Source organism: Streptococcus suis (assembly GCF_002964575.1).
GTDB lineage: Bacteria > Bacillota > Bacilli > Lactobacillales > Streptococcaceae > Streptococcus > Streptococcus suis_R.
The window spans coordinates 26,722-51,179 of the sequence record NZ_POQQ01000058.1 but is presented as its reverse complement, the minus strand read 5'-3'; the positions used below and the strand labels follow the sequence as shown (position 1 = coordinate 51,179).

General features: G+C 42.6%; 22 protein-coding genes. 4 read left to right on the top strand and 18 right to left on the bottom strand.

Annotation, left to right across the window (positions count from 1 at the left end; genetic code table 11):
- Positions 1–350: 350 nt before the first annotated feature.
- From C1E58_RS08555 to yycF, 11 genes are all read right to left on the bottom strand, one after another.
- Positions 351–1,895, bottom strand: coding sequence for a peptide chain release factor 3 (locus tag C1E58_RS08555; protein WP_105125606.1), 1,545 nt, complete (start codon positions 1,893–1,895; stop codon positions 351–353).
- Positions 1,896–2,039: 144 nt separating this feature from the next.
- A complete protein-coding gene (locus C1E58_RS08550; protein ID WP_161951293.1) occupies positions 2,040–2,723 on the bottom strand; it encodes a TIGR02206 family membrane protein in 684 nt (227 codons plus the stop codon).
- A 251-nt stretch (positions 2,724–2,974) separates the two neighbouring features.
- Positions 2,975–4,336 (bottom strand): UDP-N-acetylmuramoyl-tripeptide--D-alanyl-D-alanine ligase, encoded by a 1,362-nt coding sequence (locus tag C1E58_RS08545; RefSeq protein WP_105210056.1) that lies wholly within the window; start codon positions 4,334–4,336, stop codon positions 2,975–2,977.
- A gap of 312 nt (positions 4,337–4,648) precedes the next feature.
- Entirely contained in the window at positions 4,649–5,053 is a 405-nt protein-coding gene (locus C1E58_RS08540; RefSeq protein WP_105210055.1) for an OsmC family protein, read from the bottom strand.
- Between the two features lie 91 nt (positions 5,054–5,144).
- On the bottom strand, positions 5,145–6,191 hold the full coding sequence (locus C1E58_RS08535; RefSeq protein ID WP_105210054.1) for a D-alanine--D-alanine ligase: 1,047 nt from the start codon (positions 6,189–6,191) through the stop codon (positions 5,145–5,147).
- Positions 6,192–6,271: 80 nt separating this feature from the next.
- Positions 6,272–6,868 carry a recombination mediator RecR gene (gene recR / locus C1E58_RS08530; RefSeq protein ID WP_024404490.1) on the bottom strand — a complete coding sequence of 199 codons (597 nt, stop codon included), beginning with the start codon at positions 6,866–6,868 and terminating at the stop codon, positions 6,272–6,274.
- A gap of 8 nt (positions 6,869–6,876) precedes the next feature.
- Positions 6,877–8,922, bottom strand: coding sequence for a penicillin-binding protein PBP2B (gene pbp2b, locus C1E58_RS08525; protein WP_419579959.1), 2,046 nt, complete (start codon positions 8,920–8,922; stop codon positions 6,877–6,879).
- 113 nt (positions 8,923–9,035) lie between these two features.
- Positions 9,036–10,415: an ABC-F type ribosomal protection protein Vga(F) gene (gene vga(F), locus C1E58_RS08520; protein WP_238142259.1), complete on the bottom strand. Its 1,380-nt coding sequence runs from the start codon at positions 10,413–10,415 to the stop codon at positions 9,036–9,038.
- Between the two features lie 256 nt (positions 10,416–10,671).
- On the bottom strand, positions 10,672–11,475 hold the full coding sequence (locus C1E58_RS08515) for an MBL fold metallo-hydrolase (RefSeq protein ID WP_004298858.1): 804 nt from the start codon (positions 11,473–11,475) through the stop codon (positions 10,672–10,674).
- Positions 11,476–11,481: 6 nt separating this feature from the next.
- Positions 11,482–12,831, bottom strand: coding sequence for a cell wall metabolism sensor histidine kinase VicK (gene vicK, locus C1E58_RS08510; protein ID WP_105210052.1), 1,350 nt, complete (start codon positions 12,829–12,831; stop codon positions 11,482–11,484).
- Positions 12,824–13,528: a response regulator YycF gene (gene yycF / locus C1E58_RS08505; RefSeq protein ID WP_105114647.1), complete on the bottom strand. Its 705-nt coding sequence runs from the start codon at positions 13,526–13,528 to the stop codon at positions 12,824–12,826. Before yycF ends, vicK begins: the two co-directional genes overlap by 8 nt.
- Positions 13,529–13,721: 193 nt before the next feature.
- Between yycF and C1E58_RS08500 the strand changes: the two genes are divergently transcribed.
- Genes C1E58_RS08500 through C1E58_RS08485 form a run of 4 tightly spaced genes read left to right on the top strand, consistent with a single transcriptional unit; the run spans position 13,722 to position 16,724 of the window.
- A complete protein-coding gene (locus C1E58_RS08500; protein ID WP_105210051.1) occupies positions 13,722–14,483 on the top strand; it encodes an amino acid ABC transporter ATP-binding protein in 762 nt (253 codons plus the stop codon).
- Positions 14,484–14,493: 10 nt separating this feature from the next.
- Positions 14,494–15,339: a transporter substrate-binding domain-containing protein gene (locus tag C1E58_RS08495; RefSeq protein WP_105210050.1), complete on the top strand. Its 846-nt coding sequence runs from the start codon at positions 14,494–14,496 to the stop codon at positions 15,337–15,339.
- Between the two features lie 14 nt (positions 15,340–15,353).
- Complete coding sequence (locus tag C1E58_RS08490; RefSeq protein WP_105117133.1) at positions 15,354–16,052, top strand: amino acid ABC transporter permease; 699 nt, start codon at positions 15,354–15,356, stop codon at positions 16,050–16,052.
- A gap of 12 nt (positions 16,053–16,064) precedes the next feature.
- A complete protein-coding gene (locus C1E58_RS08485; RefSeq protein ID WP_105210061.1) occupies positions 16,065–16,724 on the top strand; it encodes an amino acid ABC transporter permease in 660 nt (219 codons plus the stop codon).
- Positions 16,725–16,830: 106 nt separating this feature from the next.
- Here C1E58_RS08485 and C1E58_RS08480 read toward each other — a convergent pair whose 3' ends face one another.
- The 7 genes from C1E58_RS08480 to ccpA all read right to left on the bottom strand — a co-directional run bounded on the left by C1E58_RS08480 (position 16,831) and on the right by ccpA (position 24,310).
- Positions 16,831–17,694, bottom strand: coding sequence for a hypothetical protein (locus C1E58_RS08480; RefSeq protein WP_105210049.1), 864 nt, complete (start codon positions 17,692–17,694; stop codon positions 16,831–16,833).
- Positions 17,695–17,760: 66 nt separating this feature from the next.
- Positions 17,761–19,713 (bottom strand): threonine--tRNA ligase, encoded by a 1,953-nt coding sequence (gene thrS / locus C1E58_RS08475; protein WP_105210060.1) that lies wholly within the window; start codon positions 19,711–19,713, stop codon positions 17,761–17,763.
- A 154-nt stretch (positions 19,714–19,867) separates the two neighbouring features.
- Complete coding sequence (locus C1E58_RS08470; RefSeq protein ID WP_105210048.1) at positions 19,868–20,185, bottom strand: MazG-like protein; 318 nt, start codon at positions 20,183–20,185, stop codon at positions 19,868–19,870.
- A 258-nt stretch (positions 20,186–20,443) separates the two neighbouring features.
- On the bottom strand, positions 20,444–20,791 hold the full coding sequence (locus tag C1E58_RS08465) for a hypothetical protein (protein WP_105210047.1): 348 nt from the start codon (positions 20,789–20,791) through the stop codon (positions 20,444–20,446).
- An 81-nt stretch (positions 20,792–20,872) separates the two neighbouring features.
- A complete protein-coding gene (locus tag C1E58_RS08460; RefSeq protein WP_105210046.1) occupies positions 20,873–22,186 on the bottom strand; it encodes a glycosyltransferase family 4 protein in 1,314 nt (437 codons plus the stop codon).
- Complete coding sequence (locus C1E58_RS08455) at positions 22,187–23,185, bottom strand: glycosyltransferase family 4 protein (RefSeq protein WP_105210045.1); 999 nt, start codon at positions 23,183–23,185, stop codon at positions 22,187–22,189.
- A gap of 123 nt (positions 23,186–23,308) precedes the next feature.
- A complete protein-coding gene (gene ccpA / locus C1E58_RS08450) occupies positions 23,309–24,310 on the bottom strand; it encodes a catabolite control protein A (RefSeq protein WP_105210059.1) in 1,002 nt (333 codons plus the stop codon).
- Positions 24,311–24,458 lie beyond the last annotated feature (148 nt).

The window sequence follows — 24,458 nt, the reverse complement described above, 5'->3', positions numbered from 1 at the left end:
CCATTTATACATTTTCATGCCTTTCTAGTTGTTTTGTCGTTATTATAATTATAAAGCATGAAATGGAAAACGAGCAAATCCTAATTGGAATTGCTCGTTTTTTTATATGTGAGCGGCTAGTTTTTGCCCAGCCTCATCCCCTGACTGTTTTAATCCACTCCACTGGACCTCGACGCAGTAGGCGTCATCAAATCACTCTTCGCATGGCTTGAGTTCTTTGGACGCCCTTGCGAGGGAAAGACGACGAAATCAAATCAACTTTGTTGATTACTGATTTCTGTCTTTTTCTAACTGTAAACTGACTACCGTCAGTTCCTATTTCCAACTAACAACAGTCCCCCGGACTGTTGTTACATCTTCTCTTCCAACTCCACATCCGGATACTTGTCCGCGAACCAGCGGAGGGCGAAGTCGTTTTCAAAGAGGAAGACGGGTTGGTCAAAGCGGTCTTTGGCTAGGATATTGCGGCTTGAGGACATGCGTTCGTCCAAGTCTTCTGGCTTGATCCAGCGGACTGTCTTTTTACCCATTGGGGTCATGACTACCTCGGCATTGTACTCGCCTTCCATGCGGTGTTTGAAAACTTCAAACTGGAGCTGACCAACAGCACCCAGCATATACTCGCCTGTCTGGTAGTTCTTGTAGAGCTGGATTGCACCTTCTTGCACCAGTTGCTCGATACCCTTGTGGAAGGATTTTTGTTTCATGACGTTTTTAGCAGAAACTTTCATGAAAATTTCAGGGGTAAAGGTCGGTAGCGGTTCGAATTCAAACTTGTTCTTGCCTACGGTCAAGGTATCCCCTACCTGATAGGTCCCTGTATCGTAAACCCCGATAATGTCACCCGCCACTGCATTTTCCACATTCTCACGGGCCTCAGCCATGAACTGGGTCACGTTGGATAACTTGGCTCCCTTACCTGTACGAGGCAGGTTAACCGCCATGCCGCGTTCAAATTCGCCCGAAACCACACGTACAAAGGCGATACGGTCGCGGTGACGAGGGTCCATGTTGGCTTGGATTTTGAAAACAAAACCTGAAAAGTCTTTGTTGAGCGGGTCAATGACGTCACCAGTCGTCGTTTTGTGACCATGTGGCTCTGGAGCAAATTCCAAGAAGGTGTCAAGGAAGGTCTGCACACCAAAGTTTGTCAGGGCTGAGCCGAAGAAGACAGGTGTCAAATCGCCGTCCAGAATCGCCTGCTCTGAAAATTCATTTCCAGCTTCCGCCAAAAGTTCAATATCATCCAGAACTTGTGCATAAAAAGGGTTAGAACCAAAGAGCTTGTCACCCTCGTCCAAGCTTGCAAAACGTTCCTCGCTTCGGTAGAGTTCCAAGCGTTTGTTATGAAGGTCATAGAGACCCTCGAAAGATTTCCCCATACCGATTGGCCAGTTCATCGGGTAGCTGGCAATGCCCAAGACTTCTTCCAACTCCTGCAACAAGTCCAGTGGCTCACGACCGTCACGGTCCAACTTGTTGATAAAAGTAAAAACAGGAATGTTGCGGTGTTTCACAACCTCAAAAAGTTTTTTGGTCTGGGCCTCGATACCCTTGGCAGAGTCCACCACCATGACAGCCGCATCCACCGCCATCAAGGTCCGATAGGTATCCTCAGAGAAGTCCTCGTGCCCTGGTGTATCTAGGATATTGACCCGCTTGCCTGCATAGTCAAACTGCATAACAGAGGAGGTAACAGAGATACCACGTTGCTTCTCGATATCCATCCAGTCAGACTTGGCAAAGTTACCAGTCTTTTTCCCTTTGACCGTCCCAGCCTCACGAATCTCCCCACCAAAGTAGAGCAGTTGCTCGGTAATAGTAGTCTTACCCGCGTCCGGGTGAGAGATGATGGCAAAGGTGCGGCGTTTCTTGATTTCTTCTTGTAGTGACATGATGTTTATTCCTTTTTCTTTGGTCCATAGCAGAGCTGACTTCAACTTTTTCCTATCATAAAATGAGACAAAAGAAAAAGAGAGTGACTACTGCAACTCTCTTATTATATCGGAAACACGGGAATTTTTCAAACGCTTGAAAAATCAATCTTGGAGTAGGTAAACTCTTTTTTTCCAGTAGACTTGAAAGCCAGCCTGAATAGAACCAATCAAAAAAGATAAAACAAGTGTTAATAAGAAAAAGTTAAACCAGATTAGCTGACTATTAACAATCGGCAAACGAGTTAGAAAACCATAATTTCCCTCTGTCAGCCAGTTAACTACCAGCATGACCAGATGAAGCATGACTGTCAGTGACAAACGCTCCCGTCTTGAAAGACTGAATTGATGTCCCTCTGTCAAAATATAAGACAAACTCAACACTGCTAAAGCATAATGACCAACCACAAAGGTAAAGAAGGTCAGATGTGGAAAAGGAAAGGGATCGAAGACTGGGTAAATGAAAGCCACCAAGGAACCAATAAAACCAAGATAGGAAAAATAGAGTTTCAATTTTCCCTTTCTACCAAAGAGTAAAAATAATATGGCTAGTCGACAATGATAAAAGGGTAAACTTTCAGATAAGGGAAAATCAGCCCAAACATACCAAGTATATAGACTAACCACTTGAAAAAGTAAAATTGTCCAAAACAAACGGTTAAACCAAGTTTTAGTATAATATCGCGTGGTCAAGTAAAGCAAGATAAAAAGCAGTAGCAACAAGCCAAGGTGAGTCAATAACCCTAGATGCGGGCCATGCGAAACTTGATTAGTAAAAAAATCATTCATACTTTCTCCCCCTAAATCCTTTCTAACCATTCAAACCAAAGATAGTATATCAAATTTTATAAATGTTTACAAGCTGGATTAAAAAATTAGGATGTCAACTAGTAGGATAATAATGATCATAACCTGTAAATTCTAATTTCCATGTCTGGCCATCTTTCTATGTTATTAGAAAATACCTTAGGTTCTTGACGAAAAATAAAATATGGCGGAACTTCCCCCTATAAAAAGTAGGAGAAATTCAATCATATTCACTATTTTGCTAATTCTTCCACCACTTTGCCAAGATTCATGGAGTTGGAGCCTTTGAAGAGGATTTGGTCGTCTTTTCCTAGACATTCCCTAACCTGTTTAACCAGTTCTTCAAATTGGTCCTGCTCTGCATTTTTCCTAAAGAAATAGACTTTTCCAATCGGAAACATCTGACTAGCCAGCTGGGCCAGACCTTCAATGTCCTGACCGTAGAAGATGACGGTGTCCAGCACATCAGGCGACAGGGACAGAATTATTTGATTATGAAGATCAACCGACTGGCTGCCCAGTTCTTTCATATCTGCCAAAACCGCGATTTTCTTGCCGCCGTCGTTTGCGGGAATACTAGAAAAAGTTTCCAAAATCAATCGCATAGCGGTTGGATTGGCATTGTATACATCGCTGAGAATATCGGCTCCGTTAGCTGCCTTTTTCCACTCGGTGCGGTTGCGGGTCAAGTTAAGACTGGCTAGGGCTGAGGTGATTGCCTCATCAGACACACCCAAGGTCTTGCCCACATAGCTTGCTACCATGGCATTGGTGGCATTGTACTTGCCTGTTACAGGCAGGAAAATATCGCTGTCCATAAAATTGACGGTGAAAGTCAGGCTGTCCTTGCTCTCAACCAGACTAGTCACCTGCAAATCAGCCTGCTCACCGAAGCGAATGAGTTCTACATGGCTAGGCAAGAGCTTATCCGCAATTGGATCTGCTGGGATCAAGAGTTTACTACCTGGCTCCATTCCATCTGCAATCTGTAATTTTCCCTTGGCAATCTCTTCTCGTGAGCCAAAAAATTCCAGATGGGCTTCTCCAAAAAGGGTAACAACTGATAGGCTTGGTTTAGCAATTTCAGACAAGAGGTGAATATCGCCCAAGTGATCCTGCCCCATTTCCAAGACCAGTTTTTCTGTATCGTCAGGCATATGGAGGACGGTGTATGGCAGACCGATTTCGTTGTTGTAGTTGCCTTGGGTCTTGTAAGTCTTGTAAGTCGTTGCTAGAACATCGTGAATCATGTCCTTGGTGGTCGTTTTACCGTTTGATCCTGTCACGGCAATGACTTCTACCCCTGTTTTCTCTAGGTAGTAGGCCGCTAATTGTTGAAGCGCAGCCAAGCAGTCATCTACTAGGATATGAGGAACATCAAGGCTGACTTCAGACAGGGTTACTGCGCAGCCATTTTCAAAAGCCACAGGAATAAAGTCATGACCGTCACGCGCTCCTTTGAGGGGAACAAAAAGATCCCCTTCTGTAATCAGGCGACTGTCGAACTCCACCTTGTTGAGTGCTCTATCAGGATAAAGACTAATATCATTTTTTGCGCCCAAGACCTGAGCGACTTCGTGTAGGGTTAATTTCATTATTTTCTCCAATATAGTCTTTTAGTTTACTTTTAGTACTCGCTCCAACTATCTGGGAGATAGTTGGAGGTTGGAAATAAAGCGAACAAAGTTCGCATCAACAGCCGCAGGCATAACTCAATGCTTTCTAATTTCTAGGCATTGACTTGAAACAGTCCCCCAGACTGTTTCAATCAGGCAAGGCGAGTTCAAACACTCCAGTGGAGTGTTTGAAGTTGGAAATAAGGAAACAAAGTTTCCTCATTCGTCGACGTAATAAAAGATAAACTAAATGACGATAAACTAAAAAGAGCTTTCGCTCTCTCTATTATATCACTTTTTAGCTCGTGTGGATAAAAGTTCAGCCTCATCTAACAGGTCAAACGCGATATGGTAGCTGATATCATCACGCAAGAGGGCTTTGACCCTGCACTTTTGGTCCACATAGGCCAAGATTGCCGCCTGCTTCTCAGCTGAAACCTGCTCGGCCACGGCAATGCGTAGTTCAAATCTTCTATCCTCCAGCTGACAAGCCACTTGAACTGGCATGGTGTTATTGCCTTCTTGACTGGCATAGTAGCCCTGCACACACATGGTCACACAGGCTGCCAAACCGATATTCACTAGACTAACAGGTGTTTCTCCCTTCTCCGTCACCCCAAAGGTACGAACTGGTTCACCATAGCCTTTAGAGATAGCTTGAAATAGACTTTCTCCACTTACTATCGTTTGATACATAGACACCTCCTGATACTTGTCCTCATTCTATTCCTATTTGACCCCCTTTGCAAGAAAAAGATTGGATTTTCTCCAACCTTTTTCAAACGACTTAAATCAAATGGCTTTCGCGTTTTTCAAACATTTCCTTAGCCAAGCTGACTAACTCTTCAATCAGGTCTGGGTAAGCCAGTCCCATGTTGTCCCAAAGAAGTGGGTACATAGACCACTGGGTAAAACCTGGCATGGTATTGAGCTCGTTGAGGAAGATATCGCCCTCGTCTGTTAAGAAGAAATCACAGCGAGATAGACCACAACCACCGATAGCACGGAAGGCCTTGGCAGCATTGTCACGCATGATATCCATAATCGCCTCGTCAATCTTAGCTGGGATTTCCATAGTAATCTTGTTGTCGATGTATTTGGCGTCGTAGTCATAAAAAGCAACGTCTTTGACTACTTCACCCGGAAGCGTTGTTTTCACGTCAGCATTTCCCAAAAGACCAACCTCAATCTCACGCGCGTTAACCCCTTGCTCAACAAGAACACGGCTGTCATACTTGAAGGCCACATCAAGCGCCGCCTGCAAGCCTGCCAAGTCTTCTGCCTTGGAGATGCCAACGCTGGAGCCCATATTGGCCGGCTTAACAAAGACTGGGTAGGTCAATTTGTTTTCAATTTCAGCAATTTTTGCCTCAATATTCTCGCCCTCAATAACCGCCACATAAGGCACTTGGGCAATGCCAGCTGATTCCAACACACGCTTGGTTGTAATCTTATCCATGGCCACACTAGATGACAAGATATTGGTACCAACGTAAGGCATACGAAGGACTTCCAAGAAACCTTGGATTGAGCCATCTTCCCCCATTGGTCCGTGAAGGACAGCGAAGACAACTGCATTTTCTTCGTAAATATCACTTGGACGCACTTGTTGGTCTACAACAATAGTCGCATTAGTCATCAGTTTTTCATCAGCAGACGGTGTTTGAGAAAATTCCTGCGTCTTGATGAAGTCACCAGTTTGTGTAATGAAATAGGTTTTGACAAAAAATTTATCATAATTGATGGCACGCATGACACTTTCTGCAGACAATACAGACACTTCGCGCTCTGCCGAACGCCCACCATAAAGTAAAATAAGGGTTTCTTTTGACATATACATTCCTCTTCTAATTAGATAATCTACACTTAGTATAGCATAATTTTGAGTTTGAAGCCTTCTCTAATGGATAAAAACTACAATTCTGTCCTGTTCTCAATGGCACGAAGGAGGGTGACTTCATCTGCGTATTCAATGTCACTTCCGACTGCCAATCCTCGTGCCAAGCGAGTAACCTTGATTCCCGCTGGCTTTAGGACACGTGAGATGTACATGGATGTCGCTTCACCATCTGCTGTTGCATTTGTCGCAACAATGACTTCTGTCACTTCGTTTTCCATCAGACGAGTTAGCAAGGTCTTTAAGTTAATATCGTCTGGTCCAATACCATTCATCGGGGAAATCAAGCCATGCAAGACATGGTAAAGACCGTGGTATTCTTGGATATTTTCCAAGGCTGTCACATCTCGACTGTCTTCTACAATTAAAATAGTCGACTGGTCACGACTGCTATCTTGACAAATACCGCAAGGGTCCTGGTCTGTCAGATTGCCACAAACCGAACAATAGGTCAAATCCCTCTTAGCAGCCAATAGATTTTTAGCAAATTCATTGACCACATCATCTTCCATACCGATCGTATAGAAGGCCAGCCGCGTAGCTGTCTTAATACCGATTCCTGGTAATTTGGAGTAACTGTCAATCAACTTGGCAATGGGTGTAGGATATAGCATAATTCTCCTTAGTTCATTGGGTAAAGTGAATTGTATAAATTAATGATTTCTGTTGTAATTGCTTTTGTTGTAGAATTTTCGTTAGTCAAGTTTGGAAGTACGACTGCAACTGCGATTTGTGGATTATCACTAGGTGCATAGGCAACAACGTTGGTATTTACTGCAGTTACTACTTCACCTGAAGGAGTTGTAGTATAAGTTTCGGCAGTACCAGTCTTGGCACTGATGGTCACGGCCGCACCACGACCGATAGCACTACCTGTATTAAATCGTCCTCCACCATTTACAAGTTGATAAAATCCTTGACGAAGGAGAGCCATTTCATCAGCTGAAATATTGACTTGATTCATCTCTTTACCAGAAACTGTTTCAATCAAATCTCCCAATCCACCTTGGGGATTATTTCCATAGATACCTTCTACAAGATGAGGAGAAATCCTTTTTCCATTATTTGCTACTGTCGCTACATATTGAGCCATCTGCATCGGTGTATAGTTATCAAACTGTCCAAATGCATTCATAATAAAGTTTGCGGTGGAATATTCTTCTGGTAAGAAACCTGTTGATTCAAGTGGTAAGTCAATTCCTGTTGACGCACCTAAACCATACTCTGCAAAAGTCGAACGAAGCTTAGTCATGGCATTTGTCAATGTATCGCCATCATTCAAATACATGTTAGCTGAGTAGGTCTGACCAAGTAGTCCCAAAGCAATCTTAACCATGTAGACGTTAGAAGAATATTCCAGAGCCTCTGTCGCATCAATATTAAAACTACCATAGGCCCACCAAGATGTAATTGGTGCTGAACCTGCAAAATAAATCGGTTCATCTAATAATACCTGATTTCCTGAGATAATGCCATTCTCCCAACCAGATGAAATAGTTGCACCCTTGACAATAGAACCTGGTGTAAAGACGCTTGTGATGGTGCCAAGAGCATCTTCGGTAATGGTACTTGAGCCTTTTTCGTGACTATATCCTGACATAGCAAGCACTGCACCTGTAGAAGGATTTAATGCAACTGCATAAACACCTTCTGAATAAAGTGCACTTCCTGTTGACAACTCACTCTCAAAATATTTTTTTAGAATCGCATTGACACCATCTTGAAAGGCCAAATCAATGGTTAGTTTAATATTGTTTCCTTGCTGACCCTCTTGGATGGTCTTAATACTCTCCACATTACCATTTCGGTCCAGATTGATTTCCTTTTTCTCACGTTGTCCTTGTAGGACTTCTTCATACTGCTTTTCGAGGTAGGCAGTTCCCACTCGGTCATTTGGCGAATAGCCTTTAGACAAATAATACTCTGCATCTTCGGCTGGCAAACCTGCCTGTTCACTTGTTACCGTTCCAATAACCGAACTCAAGGAGGTCGGTAGGATATTCCGCTGCCAGTTATTGGTCGTAGAAATACCAGGCAGTTGAGATTCGTTGGCAACAATATGAGCCACCTGCTCTGCGGACAAGGAGTCTGTTACCAGGTTTACTGTTGCGAAGTAAGCAGCACCATTCATTTGCTTAAATAGTTCTATGGCCTGATTTTCCTGTTCCGAATAATTCAACACATCTTCAGACAAACTTTCAACAGCATTGGCATAGATAGTTGCTTCTTCCAGATAATTGCCATCCGAATCATAGAGTTTATCTTTTGGCAGCTTCTCTACAACCTGCTTATAGACCTCTGTATCTGCCAAATAATAATCTGCCTTGTCCCGTTCCGTTACCGAAACATCAGACACCTTGACCCATTGCAAGAGCTTATTTGCTACTTCCTTCATTTCCTGGGCTGACATCTTATTGGAACGGGTAAAGGAAACGACCTGTTGAATCTGATTTTCCACAAGCGGCTTACCTTGCGCATCATAAATCTGCCCACGAACCGATCCATTGCTGATAATCTTTTGGCTAGCAGTTGATAACTTATTGCTATAAAAATCATGATTGACAATCTGCATGTCTGCCAAACGCAAAATCAAGACCAAAAATAAGAAAATAACGATAGAAAATAAAATATTCAAGCGGATGGAAATAAAATTCCCATTATTCTCCACCAAATGTTCCTGTCTTTTTTTCAATTCACCGACCTCATTCTAGAAATATCCTTCTTATTATACCACAGGAAAAAAATATTTTTTAGACCTAGCTTCCTTTTGAGAAATTTTTTCTAGTCTATTAAGCTACCATCCTTTATCCACCACTTACTTCTTGCGACCTTGTCCACAAAGTCTTGATCATGAGAGATTACCAAGACACTTCCCTGATATTCCGTCAAAAATCTTTCCAGAGCTTCAATAGCTGTCAGATCTAAAAAATTTGTCGGCTCATCTAAAATCAAGAGATTAGCATCAGTCAATAATACTTTGGCCAAGGAAAGCCGAACACGTTCACCACCAGATAAATTTGCCATCTTCTGCTGGGCCTTATCATAAGAAAGTCCCAACATGCCTAATAAATTGAGAACCGTTACCCTATCTTGAAGCGACGTCGAGCTAGCATTCACAAAGGCTGTTTCCTCTTCATTGAGACTGGTCAAATCCTGAGAGAAATAGGCAATTTTTAATTTTGGATTGTAATAGCCTTCTAATTCTTTTGAAATCAATTTCCGAACAAAACTTGTTTTCCCACAACCATTTGACCCAACCAAAGCTAGTTTATCCCCAAAAGTCATGCCAAGTTGAGGAAAATCAAATAAATAGGTTTCCTCAATCCAGAGCTGACCAGCCTGCAAGCGAAAGAGACTGTGAAGACCCGTATCCAAGGCACCTTTCGCTTCCATCTTTACCCACCTTTCCTTTCTAGGTTGTTCAACCTTGTCCAAACGCTCTATCCGTTTTTCCAAATGCTTGGCAGTCTTGGCCATAGACTTGGCTTGACTATCATAGGAACCCATCATAGCATTAACCTTCCACTCAGACGATGAAACACCTTTCTTTCTCCTCTCCATCTTCTGAGCCTTTGCCTGACGTTCATGTTGGGCTTTTTTCAGTTGGGCAACTTTTTTCTGATAGGATTCATAGGCCTCCTGCTGCCCTTCTCGCCTAGCCCGGCGACTTTCTACAAACGCCTCGTAATTTCCTAGATAAACCCGAACCTTTCCTTCTTCTAAATGCCAAATATGACTGGCTATTTGATTGAGAAAATGGCGATCATGACTAACAACTAGTAGACTACCTCGATAGCGTTTGATTTGTTTGATTAGCTTTTCCTGGTGTTCTTGATCCAGATTGGCAGTCGGTTCATCCATGATTAACAACTGTGGTCTTTGGGCAAAAGCCTCTTGAATAGACTTCCAAACCTGTTCCCCACCTGAAAGCGAGCTCCTTTCCTGTAACTGGGGTACATAGGCCCAGTCTGCTTTTACCTCAATCTGACCAGCAAAATCCCTATCCAGTCCCAATAAGATTTTCAAAAAAGTAGACTTACCAACACCGTTATTTCCAACCAAACCAACCTTTTGACCAGCTTGAAGGCTCAACTGCTTGATTGTAAACAATCTACGCCCTGCAATTTCCTTCTCTAATTGAATACATTTTATCATTTCCATATAGACCTCTTTTCTTCACAAAAAGGGCTTCTATTCTTCAAAAAATGACACAAGAAAAAAGCCATGCAAAACATGACCTTTTCCAATGGAAAAAGTCACACGAATAGTAAGCCCTTATGAGCAGTCTTATCTCTTGTATCATCGGTTAATACAACCTCCTACAAGTTTTAAGAACGACTAATAAGCATCTTAATTATTCATGTAACTTCACCTCACGTATTTTATATATTTATTCTAAACAAGTTCAATGAATTTGTCAAATCTTGGTCAATGGTGTCGCTGTATCTGGCGAGGTATCATAGACCTGGAAATCCACTCCAACTCCTAAATCAGCCTGCGCCAACTGATTGACCATGGTCATGTGGGCCAATTCCTTGATATTGTTTTCCTTTGACAAATGCCCTAGGTAAATCTTTTTAGTCCGATTTCCCAGCGAGCGAATCATGGCATCTGCACCATCCTCGTTACAAAGGTGCCCCTTATCAGACAAAATCCGTTGCTTGAGGTTCCAAGAATAAGAGCCCGCACGCAAGATTTCAACATCATGATTAGACTCAATCAAATAGGCATCTGCATTGGCTACAATCCCTGCCATCCGATCGCTGACATAGCCAGTATCCGTTAACATAACAAAGGATTTATCATCCTTCATAAAACGATAAAATTGAGGACAGGCCGCATCATGACTGACACCAAATGACTCAATATCTAGGTCACCAAAAGTCTTCATAGCCCCCAATTCGAAGATATGTTTTTGCGCCACATCAATCTTACCCAATTTGCTCTCCATAGCCTGCCAGGTCAATTCATTGGCATAAATATCCATTCCATACTTACGAGCTAACACACCAATACCATGGATGTGATCACTATGTTCATGCGTTACCAGAATGGCATCAATGTCTTCTGGTTTGCGGTCAATTTCAGCCAAAAGACTGGTAATTTTTTTACCTGACAAGCCTGCATCCACCAAGATTTTCTTTTTATCCGTTTCCAGATAAAAGCAATTTCCGCTGGAACCAGAAGCTAAAATACTGTAATTAAAACCTTTTCCGATCATATTCTCCTATTCTTCCCCGTCAGCCTCATCCCACTCATCCATTGTAATATCTTTAGTATATGGCAAAACAATGGTAAAGGTTGAGCCATGCTCATACTCACTTTTAGCCCAGATGAAGCCTTTGTGTTGCTTGACAATTTCCTTAGCAATAGCCAAACCTAAACCAGTGCCCCCTTGAGCACGTGAACGCGCCTTGTCCACACGGTAAAAACGGTCAAAAATCTTAGGTAGGTCAGCCTTTGGAATACCCAGACCCTCATCTGAAATGGAGACAATGAGCTGACTATCCGTCGTTTTCATACTAAAAGTAATAGTTCCACCATCTGGCGAATACTTGATAGCATTGTTTAAGATGTTGTCTAGTACCTGGGTCATCTTATCGGTGTCAATCTCTACCCAAATAGGACTGATTTGATAATCGCGAACAATGGTATAAACCTTGTCCGATTCCGCATTTTTCATCTGGTCAAAACGGTTGAGGATAAAGGTTACAAAGGCTGTAAAGTTAATCAGCTCCACATCTATTTGACCAACCTGGTTATCGATCCTAGACAGACTGAGCAAGTCCGTAATCATCCGCATCATACGGTTGGTTTCATCCAGCGATACCTTGACAAAACTTGGAGCAACCGATTCTGTCAAAGCTCCCTCATCCAAGGCTTCTAAGTAGGATTTGACAGAAGTCAAAGGCGTGCGCAACTCATGGCTAACATTGGACACAAAGAGACGGCGTTCCCGCTCTTCTTTGGCTTGTTCGGTCATATCATGTAAGACAACCACCAGACCCGAAATCAAGCCACTCTCGCTTCGAATAGTCGCAAAATTGGCCCGAAGGGTCAGGAATTCTTGGTTCTCATTGGTATGGTCCAAGACAATTTCAGGTGTTTGTGCCAACAAATCACGGAGACTATAACGATCCTTAATATCCAAAACATCTAATATCTGCAAGGGCTCCTGTTTCTTACCAGACAGCCCCAACTGTTTCTGAGCCATATCATTGATCATGATAATCCGCCCAACCCGATCCGTCGCTATCACACCATCACTCATATAGGAAAGGATAGAACTCAGACGTGTTTTTTCCTGTTCTAAACTATCATGGGTCAGACGGATAACTTCCGAAAGATCATTGAGCGAATTGGCCATGTCCGTAATTTCAGGACTTCCTCGCATATCCAAAATATCTGCATAATTCCCCTCAATCAAGGCCTTGACCCTCTGATTGAGTTGTTTGATTTGCTTATTATCCCTATGGTTTTCAATTAAGAGCACCGTCAAGGCAATCAAGAAACCGATTAAAATAACAACAAACCAAAACTCTACTGTTGTAATTAAATAACGTAATTGATTAATCATTTCCCTTGATAAAGTATCCTACACCACGACGGGTCAAAATATATTCCGGTCGGCTCGGTGTATCTTCAATCTTTTCACGCAAACGGCGAATGGTCACGTCCACCGTACGCACATCTCCAAAATAATCATAGCCCCAAACCGTTTCCAGCAAATGCTCCCGTGTCATCACCTGGCCCAAATGCTTGGCTAAATGATGGAGCAATTCAAACTCACGGTGGGTCAGTTCCAACTCTTTCCCATGCTTCTTCGCAACAAAGGCATCTGGAAGAATGACCAAATCACCAATCACTAGCTCTGGACTGCCAGTATTCTCAACGGACATCTGTGTTTCTGACAACTCACTTCTACGCAATAACGCCTTAACACGGGCCTGTAATTCACGGTTAGAGAAAGGTTTGGTCACATAGTCATCTGCACCGATTTCAAGTCCGATTACCTTATCAAACTCACTATCCTTGGCAGACAACATGATGATAGGAACGTTGCTGGTCTTACGAATAGTCCGGGCCACTTCCAAACCATCCAGCTCTGGCAGCATCAAATCCAAAATGACAATATCTGGAAATTCAGCTTCAAAAACTGCCAAGGCCTCACGACCATCAAAAGCCGTCACGACCTCATAGCCCTCACGGGTCATGTTAAATTTTATAATATCTGAGATTGGTTTCTCATCATCTACAATCAAAATTTTTCTCATGGATTTCTTACCTTATTTATCTTTATTTCTTCTATTATATCAAACTTACTTAAAAAATTCATAACTAGAGCAAGCTAACACTGATATGTTATAACTTCTGACATATACCTCTTTAAATTGTCTGAATTTACTTGACTTTTAATGTTTAGGGTGGTATCATGCTAATATCTTACACCAAAAAAGGAGAATTACTATGGCATTAGTAGAATTTAAAGATGTAAACAAATACTATGGCGACTACCACGCCCTTCGCAATATCAACTTGGAATTCGAACCTGGACAGGTTGTCGTTCTCCTTGGACCATCTGGATCTGGTAAATCAACCCTCATTCGCACCATCAATGGACTTGAAACTGTTGACCAAGGAACACTTGTTGTCAATGGACATACTGTCTCAGGTTCTTCTATTAAAGAATTAGTAGCCCTACGCAAGGAAGTGGGCATGGTCTTCCAGCACTTCAACCTCTATCCACACAAGACTGTGTTAGAAAATGTCACCTTGGCACCTATCAAAGTTTTGGGAATTGATAAGGCTACTGCTGAAAAAACAGCCCAGAAATACCTGGAATTCGTTAACCTCTGGGACCGTAAAGATTCCTACCCAGCCATGTTATCTGGCGGACAGAAACAACGTGTAGCCATCGCCCGCGGTCTGGCTATGCACCCAGAATTGCTCCTATTTGACGAACCAACTTCTGCCCTTGACCCAGAAACCATCGGTGATGTCTTGGCTGTTATGCAAAAATTGGCACGTGACGGGATGAACATGATTGTCGTGACCCACGAAATGGGCTTTGCCCGTGAAGTTGCTGACCGTATCATCTTCATGGCTGAAGGTGAAGTATTGGTTGACACAACCGATGTCAATGGCTTCTTCGACAATCCAACTGAACCTCGCGCCAAACAATTCCTCAGCAAGATTATCAACCACGAATCAGACAAGGTAAAACTCTAGGAGGTTGCTTATGACAGATAAAAAAGTCAATCTATTTTTAGCCGTCAGGCTAGCCATCATCAGCATCTTAACGCTATTCTTTATCCACATGAACCAAACTGTTGTTCAAACAGAAACACCTGCTCCCATCACCAATAGTGATCAGGTTCAAGCCATCATTGATAGGGGCGTGCTCCGCGTCGGAGTGAAACAGGACGTTCCTAACTTTGGCTTTAAAAATCCTGATACAGGTGAATTTGAGGGGATGGAAATCGAGATTGCTCGGAAAATCGCTGATGAATTAGGTGTAGCTATTGAATTTACCCCTGTAACAGCCCAAACCCGAGGTCCTCTCTTGGATAATGGACAAGTGGATATGGTCATCGCTACCTTTACCATTACTGAAGAACGCAAACTCCTCTACAACTTCACAACGCCTTACTACACAGATGCTGTTGGGCTCTTGGTCAACAAAGACAGTGGCATTGAAACCTTTGCCGATTTGGATGGAAAAACAGTTGGGGTTGCACAAGGTTCTATCACCCGCAAATTGATTACTGATTTAGCTGATAAGTATGGTATCGCCGTTTCATTTGCTGAATTGGGTTCCTATCCAGAGCTTTCTGTATCGCTTCGTGCTCATCGTATCGATACCTTCTCTGTAGACCAATCCATTTTATCTGGCTATATTGGTTCCAAGTCTAAGTTGCTAGATTTTAGCTTCTCCGCTTCTGACTATGGTATCGTCACTAAATTATCCAACAAAGACCTGAATGCCTACTTAAACTCTCTCGTTGAAAAATGGCAGGCTGATGGTAGTCTACAGGCTATCTATGATGCCAATGGCTTGAAGCCAGTTACAGAAACTGACGAATAGAAAGGGAATACTTTATGACTATCTTGACTACAAGTCCTTATGCTTGGGAAAACTGGGTTAGTTATTTCAATGACTTCCCTCTCTTCTTCCAAGGCTTCCTCTTTACCCTAGCGATTGCTATCGGTGCTTTTATCTCAGCCATGTTACTAGGCATTCTCTTTGGTAGCCTATCTTCCAGTAAGAACAAGCTCTTAAAGGTACTAGCCCGTGTCTATGTGGAATACTTCCAAAACACTCCGCTCTTGGTTCAGTTCATGATTGTGTATTATGGACTTCCTCTGATTTCTAACTATCTCATCATGCCGTCTATCTACTGGACAGCAGTCATCTGTGTAGGTCTTTACCATGGCGCCTATATCGCAGAGGTCATTCGTGCAGGGATTGAGGCTGTTCCAACTGGTCAAACCGAAGCCGCACTTTCACAAGGTTTTACCCAGGCCGAAACCATGCGGATTATCATCTTGCCACAGGCCATTCCAACAATCTTGCCACCATTGACCAACCAAGTGGTGAACTTGATTAAGAATACGGCGACTGTTGCCATCATTTCTGGCGCTGACATCATGTTTATGACCAAATCTTGGTCTGCCATGAATGCCAACTACATTCCAGCCTTTGCTGGTGCTGCCTTCCTCTACTTCTGTATGTGCTTCCCTGTTGCAAGCTGGGGCCGCCGTATCGAAGAGAAAAACAAGGCTACCTTTTCACACTAAGGAGGTTGAATGATGAATTATGTATTAGAATTACTAAAACCCTCAACCTTCCAACTCTTGTGGAATGGTTTGAAACTGACACTCTATATTTCTAGCATTGCGGTTGTCCTCTCCGTCCTCTTCGGAATGGTCCTAGCCATTATGCGAAACGGAAAAAATCCAATTTTCAAGTGGATTGCAACCATCTATATCGAGTTTGTTCGTAATGTACCTAACTTGCTTTGGATTTTCACAGTCTTCTTGGTTTTCCAAATGAAGTCAACGCCTGCTGGTATCACTGCTTTTACCATTTTTACCACGGCAGCCATGGCCGAGATTATCCGTGGTGGTCTCAACGCCATCGGACCGGGACAGACCGAGGCTGGTTTGTCACAGGGTTTTACCCCAGTACAAATCATGGTCTACATCATCATGCCACAGGCCATTCGTAAGATGCTACCAGCTATCATCTCGCAGATTGTGACGGTTATCAAGGATACCAGCTTCCTCTACTCCGTTATCGCTTTGCAAGAGCTTTTCGGTGCTAGCCAAATCCTCATGGGACGCCATTTTGAAGCTGAACAAGTCTTTGCCCTCTATCTCATGGTTGCTCTCATCTACTTTGTCATCAACTTTGCTATCTCAAGCCTGTCACGTTATGTGGCCAAGTCTTGGGCGAGCAGTATTGAATAATACTCTTCGAAAATCAAACTCAGTCGTTGTTGACTTGATTTTGATTTTCATTGAGTACTACCTAACCTCCCAGCCAATCGGTTGGGAGTTTTTGTGTTTGCAAGAACTATTTTAAGAATGAATGACGATGATCTTTTACCTTGATTGTTACGAAAAAACTTGTCGACTGCACTCCAGGTCTACGAAAACCAATTCTGTAGGTTCCGTCTTCCACATTAGAATAGTCAAATGTTTCGACTTTCTGTTTTAAATCAGCTAGTAATTTATCTTCCTCTAGTAAGTCATTTTCTAAACCAAGGTCCTTCTTATTAAAAAATTCAACTTCAATTACCGCCATTTCTTCCTCCATGAGCCAGTCCAAATTTATATCATAAAAACCTGCAAAAGCCCGACCATTATAGCGATTTTCCTCTACCTTTTTATAAAACTTTATCAGTTTTTCATCCTGAGTTTCAAGCCTACCATCCACTTCAAACAAAGTGAAATCTTTTTCTTCCATCAATTTAAATATCTGCTGTGCCTGATTCAGTAAATATTTACCTCTCGGCTGATGCCACATAGCTTGATCAACGATACCATCAAATTGATACAACATTCCGCTTGGACTATCATCAAAATAGACCGTCATATTTAGTAATCCATTTAATGCCTCCTGTCCTTCAATTCGGTTATTGACCAAAGTATCAGAGGATTGAAGTGTAATTGACTGACCATCTATAACCTCAGTATAATCATACTCTAGAACATCCCATGGGTTACCAATGGTTATAGGACGAAATTTTGTCAACTCCACCTTACCAGTGAAACCATATGACTCCATACCCTGTTCAAGCATCGTCTGATACGATATCAATTCCTCTCGAGTAGCCACTTTGGGACTAAAGAGCAACAATAGACAAAGCAACAAAATGCCAAAGAAACCAATAATTCCTAATATAAGACCTACAATAAACTTCATTATCCTTTTCATTTAAGCACCTCTTTCCTTGACTATTATACCAAAAAAGAAGCCCTTTCGGACTTCTCCTTATAATTATTATTCAGCTGTTTCAGCTGGTCTAGACTTACGGGCAATATCTGCTAGGATATGGTCCACAAATTCTGCCACAGACTGAGTTTGTGTTGCCTTGCTTCCGTAGCGACGAACGTTGACAGCATTATCTTCCATTTCCTTGTCACCAACGATGAGCTGGTATGGAATCTTGCTGGTCTGGCTCTGACGGATCTTGTATTGCATCTTCTCGTTCCGCTCATCCACGTGTACGCGAACGCCACGGTCTTGCAATTCTTTGGCAACCTTCCAAGCGTAGTCCAAATGAGCTTCCACAGAGATCGGAATCATAGTCACTTGGGTTGGAGCCAACCAAGTTGGGAAGGCACCCTTGTAGGTTTCAATCAAGATGGCTGTGAAGCGTTCCATGGTTGAGATAACACCACGGTGAATCATAACTGGGCGATGCTCCTCGCCATCAGCACCGATATAGGTCAAGCCAAAGCGTTCTGGCAAGAGGAAGTCCAACTGAATGGTTGACAGGGTTTCTTCGTTACCAAGGGCAGTTTTCACCTGGATATCCAATTTCGGACCGTAGAAGGCAGCTTCACCCTCTGCTTCGAAGTAGTCCACGCCCATTTCATCCATGGCACCTTTCAACATGCGCTGGGCATTCTCCCACATCTCATCGTTATCATAGTACTTCTCTTTGTCCTCTGGGTCACGATAAGACAGGCGGAAACGGTAGTCGTTGAGGTTGAAATCTGCGTACACATCGATAATCAACTGGAGAGCTTTTTTGAACTCTTCTTGGATTTGCTCAGGTGTCACGAAAATATGACCGTCGTTAAGAGTCATCTCACGCACACGCTGCAAACCAGTAAGAGCACCAGATTTTTCATAGCGGTGCATCATACCAAGTTCAGCAATACGGACTGGCAACTCACGGTATGAACGCACATGGTTTTTGTAAACTTGAATGTGGTGTGGACAGTTCATCGGACGAAGCACGAACTCCTCACCGTCCCCCATGTCCATGGTTGGGAACATATCTTCTGAGTAATGCTCCCAGTGACCTGAAGTCTTGTAGAGCTCAACTGAAGCCAACGGTGGCGTATAGACGTGCTGGTAACCTGAAGCCAATTCTTTGTCTGTGATGTAACGCTCCAAGGTACGACGGATAGTCGCTCCATTTGGCAACCAGAATGGCAAACCTTGACCAACTTCTTGGCTGATCATGAAGAGATCCAATTCCTTACCAAGTTTACGGTGATCACGCTCTTTGGCTTCCTCACGCATTTGAAGGTAAGCCTTGAGGTCTTTCTTGTCAAACCAAGCTGTACCATAAACACGTTGCATCATCGGATTTTCGCTCTTACCACGCCAGTAAGCACCTGCCACATTGAGCAATTCAAAAATCTGGATACGGCCTGTTGATGGAACGTGTGGACCACGGCAGAGGTCAACGTATTCACCCTGAGTATAGATGGTCAAACCGCCTTCATCATCAGAATGTTCTTGAATGAGTTCCAACTTGTAGGGATCATTTTTGAAAATTTCAAGAGCTTCTTCCTTAGTCACCTCACGACGTTCTGAAGGGAAGTTTTCCTTGACAATTTTAGCCATTTCTTCCTGAATACGTGGCAGGTCTTCATTTGAAATCTGACCAGCAGCATTGTCCGTATCATAGTAGAAACCATCCTGAATGGCTGGACCAACGCCCAACTTGATGTCTGGGAAAAGGCGACGAGCCGCTTGGGCAAACAAGTGGGCAGCTGAATGACGCAAGATTGGCAAGGCATCCTCGTGGTCAGGCGTTACGATTTCAAGCGTCCCATCCTCTTCAATGGCACGAGTAGTATCAATCAATTTACCATTAAACTTACCAGCAAGCGCCTTTTTCGCCAAAGACTTGCTGATGCTCTCCGCAATTTCAAAAGTTGTCACACCAGCTTGGTACTCACGAACAGTACCATCTGGGAAAGTAATTTTAATCATAATATAAGATATAAAGGGCGTTAAGCGGACACAGACAAAATAGGAAACAGAACGACGACGCAAGCGTCTAGTTCTCGTTTATCTTTTTGGCCCAGTCCGTAGCCCGTATTCAGTTCAACCAAATACGGAGACCCTAGTCCTTTCTATTTTTTCTTTATTTTTTAATCCCCAATAACTCTTCTTTTTGAGCTAAAAAGGTTTCCATTTCTTTTTGAATATCAATATCCAGGCGGTCGGCCAATTCAATCAACCACCAGATATTTTCAGCCATTTTATGCTCCAAGCTATAAGGTGTTTCATCATAGTAGCGACCCTGTTTGGTCATAATCAGGCGGTTCATATTGCCAATATCGTTAGTCAAAGCTAAGAGGTCCTCTTCAATAGACCATTCTTTATCATGGTGCTTGACTTCCAACTCTCTGTAAGCACGACGCACATCTTGACACCGTCTTAATAAGTCATCAGGTAGCATCATTCCTCCTCTAAAAGAAAACACGACGCCCTCGCAAAAGGACGTCGTAACGTGGTTCCACCTTCATTCGCAGTCACACCGAAAAGCCTGACTACCTCAGATTGGCGATAAGGGAACCACCCTTTTATGTTTGCATAAAATCATACCGAGTAGTGTCAATCCTATCCTCTATGTGCTTGCACCGACCGCACACTCTCTCAAAGATTTCCTAGAATTGATAAATCTCTAAGTGCTATTATACCACCTTTTTCCATTTTTTCAAAGACTTTTATTTTTTATGTGGCATAGCAGAGCACCTAACAACCATCCTACCACCGCACACAGACTATAGATGACCTGATAGTGCCAGATCCACTCTCCAAAACTAAAAATAGTAAGAGGAAAGAGGAGAAAGGCTAGGACAGGAACCCTTATGGAAAAACCATGACCACGACCATCAATCAGGCCTAAGATGAATAAGCCTAGTGGAGTATAAAAAAGAATATTGTTGACAATCAAGGCCTTGGCAAGATAAGTATCCAAAAAAGAAGCAAGACCATAGATACCAACATAAAAGAATAAAATAATCAACGTATAAAGCAAGCCTATTTTCATCTTTTTATTCATAAGAAACCTCTTTTTGACTAGCAAATGAAGGATGGAACTACCCAGGTAATCTCTTTAGAATAAACTATCCCAAGCATCCAATCAGTCAAAGAAATTCCGAATGGATTTGACCTGTTCAACAGATTTTTTCAAGATTTTGACAGTCGTATCCGTTGACTTGACAACAATTTTTTGGGGTAAATATATAGTTTCCTTCAAAATTGCTTCTGCTACTGTATCCTGATTGGTATGCTCCCTACGGAAATCATAGGAAATTTTCAAATCTAAATAATATTCGTAGACACGACGACCAAAATTTGTTGAGGAAATTTCATATAACTTCTTATTCAAAACATGCGCATTCATTGGCGGTGTTGCAACAATGGCTTCTACTACTGCATCAGCCAATTCCTGCTCACGAACAAAGAGGGTTCCAAACATCTTATCCGTTACCACATTCTTCAAATAGGGATTGACATGGGCTAAAATCGGAGTTCCTGAAGCCAGGCTTTCCAAGAAGGTCAAGCCCTGTGTTTCACTAGTCGAGGCGGAGATAAAGAAATCTGCAGCCTTGTAGTAAAGGGCTGTATCACTTGGCGCAATCATCCCTGTTAACTGAACATGTTCTTCCAAAGCCAGTTCAGCAATCAAGTCCTCCAAAGTAGCTGCATAGGGCCCACCACCAACAATGACCAATTTGACCTTGGGATTTTCCGAAAGAATTTTCGGCATAGCCTTAATAATGGCCTGAATATTTTTTTCATGGGAAATCCGCGACAGACTGAGCAACATAGTTTCATCGGTCTCAATTCCCAGTTGTGACCGCAATTCAGCCGTATCCTCTTCCGAAATCTCTGGTCGTTCAAACTTAGCCAAATCAATGCCCGTAGGAATGACCCGTTTGGAGATAGGAATATCATAGCCCGTCAGCAAATCCTCTACAATTTCACTGGGACAGATGACCCCATCCAAATCACGCAAATAGGCTCTCGCAAAATACTTAATCATACTCGGACGAATAATCCGCCCCTTAGCAATATAATGGACATAGTCTTCATACTGAGTATGGTAGGTATGGACAACTGGAATGCCCAGCTCCCTCGCCACCATCTTCCCCAAAATCCCCAAGGCAAACTCTGTATGGGTGTGAATCATGTCCAATTTGTAACGACTAGCAATCTTCAAGGCATCCGTAAAGCCAGCATAGGCTACTCGACGGTCCTTAAACGCAAAGAAAGGAACGCTAGGAATACGAATAATATCCCAATCTTCGTAGCGATTGACATCTTCATCTGTCGTTGTAAAAATAAATACCGTGTGCCCTAACTTTTCCAGCTCCGTTTTCAAGGTACGAATAGAAGTCGCAACTCCTGAAACCTGTGGAAAATAGGTATCTGTAAATAGTCCAATCCTCATCTACATCTCCAATACTTGACGATAGGCCTCTACCAACTGATGACCAACTTGGTCAATGGAACGACTGACAGCGACTTGATAACCCGCCTCTCGTTTATCTACTTTCTTATCTAATATTTTTTGAATGGAGGCAACAAAATCATCTACCGTATGCCCTAGCTCTGCACTGCTTTCGTCAATCCATCCCTCATAGACAGGAATATCTCGCAGAACGACATGCTGGTGACTGGCAAGAGCCTCTAAAACCACAATTCCTTCCGTTTCTTCATAGGAAGGGAAGAAAAAGGCATCCGCTCCGCTCATTGCTCCCTGAAAAACAGCCCCCTTAAAATAGCCAGGAAAGGCAACATTGGCTGGATGATCCCCCTCTACAATCTTGCGGATATAAGATGGAATAATCCATTTATTGATGGAACCCAGCCAAATAAAGCGAACGTGGGGCATTTTTTCGGCAACTTTCACAAAATCCTCAATCCCTTTTCTGCGGAAATAAAGTCCTGCACAGACAACAACAGGTTGCCCCTCCTCTATGCCAAAATACTCCCTAAATACAGCTTCTTTTCTTTCGTCTTTTTTGTACTTTGCCAAATCTATGCCGTTTGAAACAGCAATGATAGGCGTTGTGACACCGTAACCTTGTATGAGTTTCTTCGAATATTCTGAGGGTGTTATGACAAAATCTGCTTTTTGATACATGGAAGCCAGGTATTTTCCTACAAATGGTGCAAAGAAATTGGAACCAATAAAGGAATTTTGAAAATCTTCCTTGGTCGAATGTCCATGCAGGATCACCTTTTTCCCCCTACGCTTAGCTGCGTGCAGAAGCAACCAGGAGCGAGGACCGTAGGTATTGATATGGACAACATCATAGTCACCCAGTAAATCTGTCGTATAGGGAATACCGGCCATATCCAAAGCCTCCATCTGATGATGCAGAGCACGGCCGATTCCTGATTTTTCTAAAACTGTTTTTCCTTCAAGATACAATAGAACTTTCATACTCTATATTATATCCCTTTTTACCTGTTTTTCCTATACAAAACTGAATATTAGGAAAAAAGACCATCAAACTGGATGGATGGCTAGGCCGTCACTCCAGAATGATTGTCTTTCGTCTGTTTATTACTTGGTCGATTGACGGACCTTAATGCCGTGGTTGAGAATGACCTCACGGTTCTCCAAGTCTTCCTTGTGCATGATTTTGGTCAACATCCGCATGGCAATGGCGCCAATATCATAGAGGGGTTGGTTGATAGAAGTCAGATTTGGACGAGTAAATTTGGTCACCAGAGAATCATCACTGGTCACAATTTCAAATTCCTCTGGCACCTTGATTCCCTTATCGCTGATACCATTTAACAAACCAGCCGCAATCTCATCTTCTGCTACGTATGCAGCCGTAGCTCCTGCATTCAATAAACGTTCAGCTAGTGCATAGCCTTCTTCGTATTTATATTTAGACTCGAAAACAAGACCTTCGTTAAATTCGATACCATTATCCTTCAAGCCTTGCTTGTAGCCCGCCAGACGAACCTTCCCATTGATGTCATCCACCAATGGACCTGAAACAAAGGCAATTTTTTTGTTGTTCTTAGCCAGCAGATTCACAGCATCTACACTGGCTGCAGCGTAATCAATGTTGACACTTGGCAATTGGTGTTCTAAATCCACTGTACCTGCTAAAACGATCGGTGTCCGAGAACGTGAAAACTCAGCACGAATCTTGTCTGTCAAATGATAGCCCATGAAAATGATACCATCCACCTGTTTAGAGAAGAGGGTATTGACTACGTTAATCTCCTTCTCATCATTTTCATCGCTATTGGCAAGGACAATATTGTACTTATACATATCCGCAATATCATCAATACCTTTAGCCAAGGTCGCAAAATAAGCATTAGCAATATTTGGAATGACAACCCCCACTGTTGTCGTTTTCTTACTTGCTAATCCTCTAGCTACCGCATTTGGACGATAGTCCAAGCGGTCAATCACTTCCAATACTTTCTTACGAGTATTTTCCTTGACATTTTTATTCCCATTCACAACACGCGATACTGTTGCCATGGATACGCCTGCTTCACGGGCCACGTCATAAATCGTTACCGTATCATCAGTATTCATCATAGACGTTACTTCCTTTCTTTTTCTTTTCTATTTTATGAAAATTACGCTTTCACCCAATTCTAGTGTATCACTTTTTGAAACCACTTTCAAGAGAAAAAGGGGATTTTTTTGATAATACTTGCAATTTTTTTCATTTTTTGAAACA

Excerpts from the sequence above, each read along its gene's own strand:
- C1E58_RS08455 (WP_105210045.1), bottom strand. The coding sequence starts at position 23,185 with ATGAAAGTTCTATTGTATCTTGAAGGAAAAACAGTTTTAGAAAAATCA.
- thrS (WP_105210060.1), bottom strand. The coding sequence starts at position 19,713 with ATGATTAAAATTACTTTCCCAGATGGTACTGTTCGTGAGTACCAAGCT.
- C1E58_RS08555 (WP_105125606.1), bottom strand. The coding sequence starts at position 1,895 with ATGTCACTACAAGAAGAAATCAAGAAACGCCGCACCTTTGCCATCATC.
- C1E58_RS08480 (WP_105210049.1), bottom strand. The coding sequence starts at position 17,694 with ATGAAAAGGATAATGAAGTTTATTGTAGGTCTTATATTAGGAATTATT.
- recR (WP_024404490.1), bottom strand. The coding sequence starts at position 6,868 with ATGCTATATCCTACACCCATTGCCAAGTTGATTGACAGTTACTCCAAA.
- C1E58_RS08550 (WP_161951293.1), bottom strand. The coding sequence starts at position 2,723 with ATGAATGATTTTTTTACTAATCAAGTTTCGCATGGCCCGCATCTAGGG.
- vicK (WP_105210052.1), bottom strand. The coding sequence starts at position 12,831 with ATGATTAATCAATTACGTTATTTAATTACAACAGTAGAGTTTTGGTTT.
- ccpA (WP_105210059.1), bottom strand. The coding sequence starts at position 24,310 with ATGAATACTGATGATACGGTAACGATTTATGACGTGGCCCGTGAAGCA.
- C1E58_RS08485 (WP_105210061.1), top strand. The coding sequence starts at position 16,065 with ATGAATTATGTATTAGAATTACTAAAACCCTCAACCTTCCAACTCTTG.
- C1E58_RS08535 (WP_105210054.1), bottom strand. The coding sequence starts at position 6,191 with ATGTCAAAAGAAACCCTTATTTTACTTTATGGTGGGCGTTCGGCAGAG.
- C1E58_RS08490 (WP_105117133.1), top strand. The coding sequence starts at position 15,354 with ATGACTATCTTGACTACAAGTCCTTATGCTTGGGAAAACTGGGTTAGT.
- C1E58_RS08545 (WP_105210056.1), bottom strand. The coding sequence starts at position 4,336 with ATGAAATTAACCCTACACGAAGTCGCTCAGGTCTTGGGCGCAAAAAAT.
- C1E58_RS08465 (WP_105210047.1), bottom strand. The coding sequence starts at position 20,791 with ATGAATAAAAAGATGAAAATAGGCTTGCTTTATACGTTGATTATTTTA.
- C1E58_RS08460 (WP_105210046.1), bottom strand. The coding sequence starts at position 22,186 with ATGAGGATTGGACTATTTACAGATACCTATTTTCCACAGGTTTCAGGA.
- C1E58_RS08470 (WP_105210048.1), bottom strand. The coding sequence starts at position 20,185 with ATGCTACCTGATGACTTATTAAGACGGTGTCAAGATGTGCGTCGTGCT.
- C1E58_RS08540 (WP_105210055.1), bottom strand. The coding sequence starts at position 5,053 with ATGTATCAAACGATAGTAAGTGGAGAAAGTCTATTTCAAGCTATCTCT.
- yycF (WP_105114647.1), bottom strand. The coding sequence starts at position 13,528 with ATGAGAAAAATTTTGATTGTAGATGATGAGAAACCAATCTCAGATATT.
- C1E58_RS08500 (WP_105210051.1), top strand. The coding sequence starts at position 13,722 with ATGGCATTAGTAGAATTTAAAGATGTAAACAAATACTATGGCGACTAC.
- C1E58_RS08515 (WP_004298858.1), bottom strand. The coding sequence starts at position 11,475 with ATGATCGGAAAAGGTTTTAATTACAGTATTTTAGCTTCTGGTTCCAGC.
- C1E58_RS08495 (WP_105210050.1), top strand. The coding sequence starts at position 14,494 with ATGACAGATAAAAAAGTCAATCTATTTTTAGCCGTCAGGCTAGCCATC.